The sequence below is a fragment of the Pseudomonas sp. genome, assembly GCF_028293835.1.
Classification (GTDB): domain Bacteria; phylum Pseudomonadota; class Gammaproteobacteria; order Pseudomonadales; family Pseudomonadaceae; genus Aquipseudomonas.
In genome coordinates this window covers 1-8,940 of sequence record NZ_JAQGNX010000140.1, presented here as the reverse complement: position 1 = coordinate 8,940, position 8,940 = coordinate 1, and the positions used below count along the sequence as shown (strand labels likewise).

General features: G+C 57.3%; 7 protein-coding genes. 1 reads left to right on the top strand and 6 read right to left on the bottom strand.

The features are described from left to right. From JWR17_RS19300 to coaBC, 5 genes are all read right to left on the bottom strand, one after another. The coding region (locus JWR17_RS19300; RefSeq protein ID WP_299833826.1) for a contractile injection system protein, VgrG/Pvc8 family at positions 1–590 on the bottom strand (590 nt) is incomplete at its 3' end. A gap of 447 nt (positions 591–1,037) precedes the next feature. Next, complete coding sequence (argB, locus tag JWR17_RS19295; protein ID WP_299833824.1) at positions 1,038–1,943, bottom strand: acetylglutamate kinase; 906 nt, start codon at positions 1,941–1,943, stop codon at positions 1,038–1,040. A gap of 29 nt (positions 1,944–1,972) precedes the next feature. After that, positions 1,973–4,525, bottom strand: coding sequence for a phosphomannomutase/phosphoglucomutase (locus JWR17_RS26390; RefSeq protein WP_366944182.1), 2,553 nt, complete (start codon positions 4,523–4,525; stop codon positions 1,973–1,975). A gap of 177 nt (positions 4,526–4,702) precedes the next feature. Continuing rightward, entirely contained in the window at positions 4,703–5,158 is a 456-nt protein-coding gene (gene dut / locus JWR17_RS19285) for a dUTP diphosphatase (RefSeq protein WP_299833822.1), read from the bottom strand. Between the two features lie 6 nt (positions 5,159–5,164). After that, on the bottom strand, positions 5,165–6,373 hold the full coding sequence (gene coaBC, locus JWR17_RS19280) for a bifunctional phosphopantothenoylcysteine decarboxylase/phosphopantothenate--cysteine ligase CoaBC (RefSeq protein WP_299833819.1): 1,209 nt from the start codon (positions 6,371–6,373) through the stop codon (positions 5,165–5,167). A 130-nt stretch (positions 6,374–6,503) separates the two neighbouring features. Here coaBC and radC point away from each other — a divergent pair, with 130 nt between their 5' ends. Beyond that, on the top strand, positions 6,504–7,178 hold the full coding sequence (radC, locus tag JWR17_RS19275; protein ID WP_299833817.1) for a DNA repair protein RadC: 675 nt from the start codon (positions 6,504–6,506) through the stop codon (positions 7,176–7,178). Between the two features lie 51 nt (positions 7,179–7,229). Here the strand turns inward: radC and JWR17_RS19270 are convergent, their stop codons facing one another. Then, complete coding sequence (locus JWR17_RS19270; RefSeq protein ID WP_299833815.1) at positions 7,230–8,819, bottom strand: ABC transporter substrate-binding protein; 1,590 nt, start codon at positions 8,817–8,819, stop codon at positions 7,230–7,232. Positions 8,820–8,940: the final 121 nt, after the last annotated feature.

The following is an 8,940-nucleotide window of genomic DNA, read 5'->3' as shown; positions in this document are numbered from 1 at the left end:
GTCACCGGTGATCCATGGGGAAAGGTCGTTTCATCCTGGGCGAAGATCAGACGATGGCCGTCAGATGAATGCTCAAAACGGTAAAACCAGCCGTCTTCTTCGCACAATCGGTTTATAAAGTGCAGGTCGCTTTCATCGTACTGAACGCAATACTCGCGGGCCGGTGCATCCGCCCCACTACGGTTGAACTCAACCTGCAGGCCATTGAACAACCCGTGCTCTTTCAACACCTCAAGCACGATGTCCGGCACGCTCATATGTTGGAAAGAACGGCGATGGCTGCTGTGTTCCAGGTAGGCCAGGTAGGGCTTAAGCACGATGACGTAGTGGGTCAGCGCCAGGCAGGAGTCGCCTTTGTGAGCCGAGTGGATATTGCCATGAACCCCTTCACCGCCAGGGCCGAAACGGAGAAAGGCTTCTTTGTGCAGCAAGTCCACCAAGTCAATGTTCCGACCACGGCTAACCAATTCCACCGTAATGGCATACGGCGTGCTGACCGCCTCACACCCGGCGAAAGAAAGCACCTGCAAGCCAGGGTTTTCAATGCCCTTGATACTCAGCGTAAACGTCGGAATAGTGGCCTGAGGCATGGGCAGAATCTCCACATCGAAAAGATGCGGCAACTCTGCGGGACTGGGTTTGCATCGCCTATCAGGCGGAACTAACAGATGATGTAGGACACATCTTGCGTGGGGGTAAGGTTGTTCCTACGGACAATCCGTGCACGCAAAACTGAACCTGTAGGGGCACCCGGGACGAGTAGTTTTTGTTGGCGATAGGCCCTAAGCGGATGCCCGGAAAATAGTCTCGCCAACACGTTGGCTCTTATCAAACAACGCATAACTTATTGACCTGAAAATAATCTACAGGTTTGGTGTTTGCTGCGCGACAGCGCGGCGTCGAAGACGTGGCGGACCCTCCTACAGATTTATAGGTTTCCCCGAATTAATCGGTCTCACAGGGATGTGTCGCCGGAAACAAAAAAGCCCCGTCAGGCGCAAACCGGACGAGGCTTTTGGGTTCTGCGGGCTAACCCATCAATGACGCTTGCGATTGGTAATTTGAGTGCCGACGCCGCTGTCGGTAAAGATTTCCAGCAGCACCGCGTTAGGCACTCGGCCATCGATGATGTGTGAGCTGTTGACTCCGCCCTGAACCGCTTCCAGTGCACAACGAATCTTGGGCAGCATGCCCCCGTAGATGGTGCCGTCGGCAATCAGGTGATCCACCTGTTCGGTGGTCAGCCCGGTCAATACATCGCCCTGTTTGTTCATTAAGCCAGCGATGTTGGTCAGCAAAATCAGCTTTTCTGCCTTGAGGGCTTCGGCCACTTTGCCGGCTACCAGGTCGGCGTTGATGTTGTAGGACTCGCCGTCGGGACCGACGCCAATTGGCGCGATAACCGGAATGAAATCGCCTTTTACCAGCATGTTCAGCAGATCGGTATTGACCCCGACCACTTCGCCAACTTGACCAATGTCGATAATTTCTGGCTTGGTCATGCCTGGGGTCTGACGAGTCACTGTCAGTTTTTTCGCACGAATCAGTTCAGCGTCTTTGCCGGTCAGGCCGATGGCGCTGCCGCCATGGCGATTGATCAGATTGACGATGTCCTTATTGACCTGGCCGCCCAGCACCATTTCAACCACATCCATGGTTTGCGCATCAGTTACGCGCATACCATCGATGAAATGGCTTTCGATCGACAACCGCTTGAGCAAGTCGCCGATCTGCGGGCCGCCGCCGTGAACCACCACCGGGTTGATGCCGACTGCTTTCATCAGCACGATATCGCGCGCAAAGCCGGTTTTCAGCTCGTCGCTTTCCATGGCGTTGCCGCCGTATTTGATCACCAGCGTCTTGCCGACGAATCGGCGGATGTAAGGCAACGCTTCGGACAAAACTTTGGCGACGTTGGCAGCGGCATCACGTTCGATGGTCATTCAGGGCTCCAGTGAAACTATAGGGTCGGTCAAAACGGTAGTTCGAGGTCAGGTGCGACGTTCTTTAACTGCGCATGAAACACATCCTTGATACGTTGCAACTCGGCCTCGGTGTCGGCTTCGAAGCGCAATACCAGCACCGGTGTGGTGTTGGAGGCACGAACCAGGCCCCAGCCTTTCGGGTAATCCACCCGTACGCCGTCGATGCTGGTCAGCTTCGCCTCGTGGCCCCACTGTGCATCGCGCTGCAACGCTTCAATGATGCTGAACTTGGTGAGGTCAGTCACATCGATATTGATTTCGGGGGTGGAAATATCATTCGGGAAGGTGGCAAACACTTCGTCGGCGGTGCCTTTTTCCTGGCTGAGAATTTCCAGCAGGCGTGCAGCGCTGTAAATGCCGTCGTCAAAACCGAACCAACGCTCTTTGAAGAAGATGTGGCCGCTCATTTCGCCGGCCAACAATGCGCCGCTTTCGCGCATTTTCTTTTTGATCAGTGAATGGCCGGTTTTCCACATGACGGGGCGGCCGCCGTATTCAAGAATCAATGGCGTCAGGCGTCGGGTACATTTCACGTCGAAAATAATGTCGGCGCCAGGGTTGCGGGAAACCACGTCCTTGGCAAACAGCATCAGCAAACGGTCGGGGAAGACGATGGCGCCGGTGTTGGTGACCACCCCAACGCGGTCGCCGTCGCCATCAAACGCCAGGCCCAGGTCGGCGCCGGTTTCCTTTACCTTGGCGATAAGGTCCACAAGGTTTTCCGGTTTGCCCGGATCCGGGTGATGGTTAGGAAAATTGCCATCGACGTCACAGAACAGCGGGATTACTTCGCAATTCAGCGCCTCGATCAAGCGCGGGGCGATTACCCCGGCTGCGCCGTTGCCGCAGTCGACCACAACTTTCATGCGCCGCGCGAGTACCACGTCTTTGGTGATTTCCTTGAAATAACTTTCAAGAATTTCCACTTTCTCGACGTTGCCCTTGCCCGTGGTCAAGTCATTGGTTTTCAGGCGGGTATGCAGCGCCAGAATCTGTTCGTTGGCCAGGGTGTCGCCAGCAATAACGATCTTGAAACCGTTGTAGTTGGGCGGATTGTGGCTACCGGTAAGCATCACGCCCGATTTGCCGGCGAGTACGGCAGCGGCGTAATAGAGCGCTGGAGTTGGCACCAAACCGACATCGCTGACGTGGCAGCCAGCGTCAAACAAGCCCTGAATCAGTTGTTGTACCAGTTCGGGGCCGGATAAGCGGCCGTCGCGGCCTACGGATACGTGTGGCTCGTTTTTTGCCAAACTCTCGGCGCCGATTGCTCGCCCAATCCAGTATGCCGTTTCCGCGCTAAGGGTTTCTCCAATCACGCCGCGGATGTCATAGGCGCGGAAGATGCTGTCAGGAAATATCGGTGCCACGGAGGCTGGGCTGTTCATAATCTGGGGGTGCTCCACTCTCAGGAAATCCTGGTTTTCGTCGAGGATGTCGATATCGAGAATATCGGTATCTTGGAACAACGGATCGACCCACTCAGCATGCTGAGCGTCGAGCTGGGCAGCCGCTTCTGCGCTACTTGCTGTCAAGCCGTTGTCGAAGTTGGCCTTACCGTTTGAGGCTCCCAAAGCCGGATTTGTAACCAGGGCGGTGGGAGCGCCGCGCAACGAAAACCTGGCCAGGCTTTGTGCCAGGCCATTGAGCGCCGGTAGACTTAAGCCGAAGGCTTTGACGGCTTTTCCGCCCGAGAGTTCTTGGAGTAGTTGATCCAGCTGACGTGCGTCGGCGTTAATACGTCGTTGCAGGGCATTTTCATTAAGGTACAGCCCAAACACCGAGCCGACCAATGCCAGTAAAGCGGCCAATCCCAGGTACAGCCAAGGCGCTGAAGAATCAAGCGCCGGGCCGGGGGTAAATTCGAGTTTCCAGTTGGGCAAGCCGGTATCAAATACTTGCGCCACGCCAGACGGTTGGCCACGCAGCAGCACGACTTGCACAGGGCCAGTACCGAATTGTTGGGACACTTTCACCTGGCCCACATCGGGCGGCAGAACCGGCAATGCGCTCAGTACCCGCTGCAGGTCGAATGCAAACAGGAGTGTTCCGACTACCGGGTCCGTCGGGCTCGCGCGCAGCGGTGCGGCACTGTAGATCACCCAGCGGTCGCCAATTTTGCGGGCTTCGGGCAGAGGCGTCTGTCCCTGGACGGTTTTATTGAGCATATCAAGCGCCGCGAAACTCACGGGTACAGGCCCCTGATTGTCCACTTCGGTGAGGCCGATATGACTTAGACGAGCCCCAATGACACCGTTGTGGTAGCCCAACTGGGTTTGCGCTCGGCTGATGGCGGAAGCGTCGTTGCTTTGCAGCGCCTGGATCAGCGTGCCGTCGAGGGCTGCGGCCTGGGTGGCAGCATCCAGCTGTTTAAGCGCAAGGCCCAGCGCGCTGGCTTGGCTAGTCCCCCATGCCTCGCCCAGCCGTGGCTGGGTTTGCGAATGACTGAAAAGTGTCAGCCACAGCAATACGCTGGCAGCAATCAGACCGAGGAGCACCGATACCAGGCCGGGTGAAAGGATCCGTTGGCGGCCGTTCAAAGCTTGATCGTGTGTGGGTTGCGAAGCGTTGTTCGCTGTGGCCGAACGGTTAAAGCCTTTCAAATAACCTCTCCCCAATATTCATCCTGAATAGCACGCATGGACCTTGGTCCATTCGGCGCGTGGCGCGAGCCGGCTACGCCTGGACCAGACTAAGTGGTTATTTCAAACATGGGTTCAATGGCTGCCGGAGTGACCGAAGCCTCCCGCGCCGCGCTGGCTTTCATCGAACTCTTCCACCAGTTCGAAATGCGCCTGCACAACGGGCACCAACACCAACTGTGCCAGGCGCTCACCGACGGACATTTTGAACGCCGTTTGGCCGCGATTCCAGCATGACACCATCAACTCGCCTTGATAGTCCGAATCGATTAAACCGACCAGATTGCCCAGCACGATACCGTGTTTGTGACCGAGCCCGGAGCGTGGAAGAATCAACGCGGCCAGGCCAGGATCGCCGATGTAAATCGACAGGCCCGTGGGAATCAGCAGCGTCTGGCCGGGTTCGATGACCGTGTCCTCTTTGAGCATGGCTCGCAGGTCGAGGCCGGCAGAACCCGTGGTGGCGTAGGCTGGGAGAGGAAATTCGCTACCAATGCGTGGGTCGAGGATCTTGGCTTGTAAAGCATGCATACGTGATTAAACCTGGTTCAGACGGTCGGCGATGAAGGTGATCAGCTGGCGAGCAATTTTGCCCTTGCTGGTCTGGGCAAATACAGTTTCGTGCAACGCTCGATCAATAACGCTGCAGGCGTTTTCTTCGCTGTTGAACCCAATGCTTGGGTTAGCAACATCGTTGGCCACGATCAGATCGAGATTTTTGTCTTTGAGCTTGCGCGCGGCGTAGTCGAGCAAATGTTCGGTTTCGGCAGCAAAACCAACGCTGAACGGCCGATCCGGGCGGCGCGCAATGGTGGCGAGAATATCCGGATTGCGGACCATTTGCAGCAGCAAGCCGTCGCCGTTGGTGGGATCTTTCTTGAGTTTGTGTGGGGCAACGACTTCAGGCCGGTAATCTGCCACCGCGGCGGAGGCAATGAACAGGTCATAGGGAATGGCTGCCTCGCAGGCCGCCAGCATATCGCGGGCGCTGACGACGTCTATCCGCGTGACCCGATCCGGTGTTTGCAGGTTCACCGGACCGGTAATCAACGTTACGCGGGCACCGGCTTCCACCGCTGCTTCAGCCAATGCAAAGCCCATTTTGCCGGAGCTGTGGTTTGTGATGTAGCGCACGGGGTCGATGTTTTCCTGGGTCGGCCCCGCTGTGATCAACACGTGTTTGCCGGTCAGCGACTCGCGCCGGAAGCATTCGGCGGCACACAAGGCCAGGTCGTTGGCTTCCAGCATCCGGCCAAAACCGACGTCGCCGCAGGCCTGGCTGCCCGAAGCCGGGCCGAACATACGCATGCCGCGCTCTTCCAGCAGCCGTGTATTGGCTTGGGTGGCCGGGTCACGCCACATGGCCTGGTTCATGGCCGGTGCCAACGCCACGGGGGCATCGGTTGCCAGCACCACAGTGGTCAGCAAATCGTTGGCCAAACCTTGGGCCAAGCGAGCAATCAGGTCGGCAGTTGCCGGGGCGATCAACACCAGATCGGCCCATTTGGCCAGTTCGATATGCCCCATTGCAGCTTCAGCGGCCGGGTCGAGCAAATCCATGTGCACTGGATTGCCAGAAAGGGCCTGCATCGTCAGAGGGGTTATGAATTCACTGCCGCCACGGGTCATGACAACACGCACTTCCGCGCCCTGATCGAGCAATCGACGGACCAGTTCTGCGCTCTTGTAGGCAGCGATGCCGCCGCCGACGCCGAGAACAATGCGTTTCCGATACAGCCGCTGCATAGGCCTGCCTTTTAGTCGAGTGATCGCAACGGCAATGACGCCTCCCAGGCCAGGTCGCCGCGCAAAAAAGATGGGCTAAGATAGCACAGCGACCGCACCGGAACAGCGGGGCCACACACATGGAGGTGCTATGAGTATTAGAGACTGGCCTGCGGCTGAACGCCCGCGGGAAAAGCTGCTGGAGTTGGGATCGGCGAGTCTTTCCGACGCCGAGCTGCTAGCGATCTTTCTGCGCACCGGGGTTGCCGGAAAAAGCGCCGTGGACCTCGCACGACACTTGTTGACGCAATTCGGCAGCCTGCGGTCATTATTGGAGGCCGACCAACAAACGTTCAGCAAGGAACTCGGTTTAGGGCCCGCGAAATTCGCGCAGTTACAAGCGGTCATGGAAATAGCGCGAAGGCACATGGCCGAGCGCTTGAAGCGCGATCCGAGCCTGCATAACCCACAGGAGGTGCGCAATTACCTCAAGGCGTTGCTCAGGCATGAACCGCATGAAGTGTTCGGTTGTCTTTTTCTGGACGCCAAGCACCGGGTTCTTGGGTTCGAAGCGTTGTTTCGCGGTTCAATTCGATGCACCGAGGTGCATCCGCGGCAGGTAGTGAAGCGCGCCTTGGCGAACAATGCTGCGGCGGTGATTCTTTGCCACAACCACCCTTCAGGGGTTACTGACCCGAGCCAGTCCGATCAGAAACTGACGGAGCTGTTGAAGGAGGCGCTGGCGTTGGTCGATGTGCAAGTGCTTGATCACTTCATCATCGGCGACGGTGACCCGTTGTCGATGACGGAAGCTGGCTGGATGTGATGCGCGCAGGCCGCGCTGATCGCGCGGCCTGGGTTTCTCGACTACAGCGAATTATTTCAACGTAACGTGGGAAAAATCCTGACGTCCGAACGGACTCACCTGATATCCCTGTACGTCTTTTCGAGTCAGCGCGGTAGCCGTCGGGTGCGCCAATGGTAGCCAGAGTGCTTGCTGCTGAATTTGCGTTTGAGCCTTCAGATAGAGCGCACTGCGCTGCGCTTGGTCGCTGCCGGCCTTGCCATCGCTGATGAATTTATCCAGATCTTTATCGCAATAGCGGGCGAAGTTGGTCCCGGAAGTCACGGCTGCGCACGAGAATTGCGGAGTCAGGAAGTTATCCGGGTCGCCGTTGTCGCCGGCCCAGCCCATGAACAACAGATCATGCTCGCCGGCCTTGGCACGACGAATCAGCTCGCCCCACTCGATGACTTTAATTTCGGCGGTAATGCCGACTTTGGCCAGATCGTCCTGCAACAGTTGTGCGCCGAGGCCAGGGTTCGGATTCAGCAAGCTGCCGGACGGCCGTGTCCAGATGGTGGTCTTGAAACCATCCTTGAATCCGGCTTTGGCCAACAGCGCACGGGCTTTGGCCGGGTCGTGGGCATAACCTGGCAGGTTTTTGGCGTAGCTCCAAGTATTAGGCGGGTAAACGCCGTTGGCGGCCACTGCAGAGCCTTCAAAGACGGCCTTGAGATAAACGTTTTTATCAAACGCTAAATTGATGGCCTGCCGCACTTCTGGTTTGTCCAGCGGTGGGTGCTGGCTGTTGATCGCGACGAAAGCGGTCATGAACGCCGCGTTTTTAACGACGTTCAACTTGGCGTCGGCGCTGGCTGCCTGAACATCGAGCGGCTTGGGCGAAAGGGCGATCTGACATTCGTTTTGGCGAATTTTCTGCAAGCGCACATTGGCGTCGGGAGTGATCGCAAACACCAGAGCATCGACCCCGGGCTTGCCATCGAAGTAATCCGGGTTGGCGGCGTAGCGCACCACAGCGTCGCGCTGGAAGCGTCTGAATACGAAAGGGCCGGTGCCGATAGGCTGGCTATTGAGTTTCTCCGGGGTGCCAGCCTTAAGCAGCTGTGCGGTGTATTCGGCGGAATAGATCGAGGCAAAACCCATGCTCAGCGTTGCGAGAAAGGTCGAGTCGGGGTGATCCAGGGTAAAGCGAACGGTAAGCGTCTCCGGCGCTTCGATGTTTTTTATCAGCGCGGGCAGTTGCATTGACTGCGCATGGGGAAAACCGCTTTGGGCGATCTTGTGCCAAGGGTTGGCAGGGTCAAGCATGCGCTGAAAACTGAACACCACGTCTTGCGCCGTCAGGTCGCGGGTCGGTGTGAAGTATTCGGTGTGGTGAAATTTCACTCCAGAGCGTAATTTGAAGGTGTACGTCAGGCCGTCAGCCGATATGTCCCAGCTCTCGGCCAGGCTGGGTACTACCTTGCCCTCCTGAGCACTGAAATCCACCAGACGGTTCATCAGCACGTCGGCTGAGGCGTTAGTGGTGGTCAATGAGTTATATTGCACGACATCGAAACCTTCGGGGCTGGCCTCGGTGCACACACTGAGAGTTGTCGCGGCCTGAGCCCAGAGCGGGTAAAGCATAGGGGCAAGCAGAAGAGGGAGAGCAGCGAGACGCATGGCTAATTCCTGTCAGATAGGGCCCCATCTGCAGGCGCAGTCTGGTAAGCGACTTACCCTAGACTATGCGTACGCGCAGGACAATCCGTGTTGTTCGACGAGTGGTAGATTTCCTGCATTA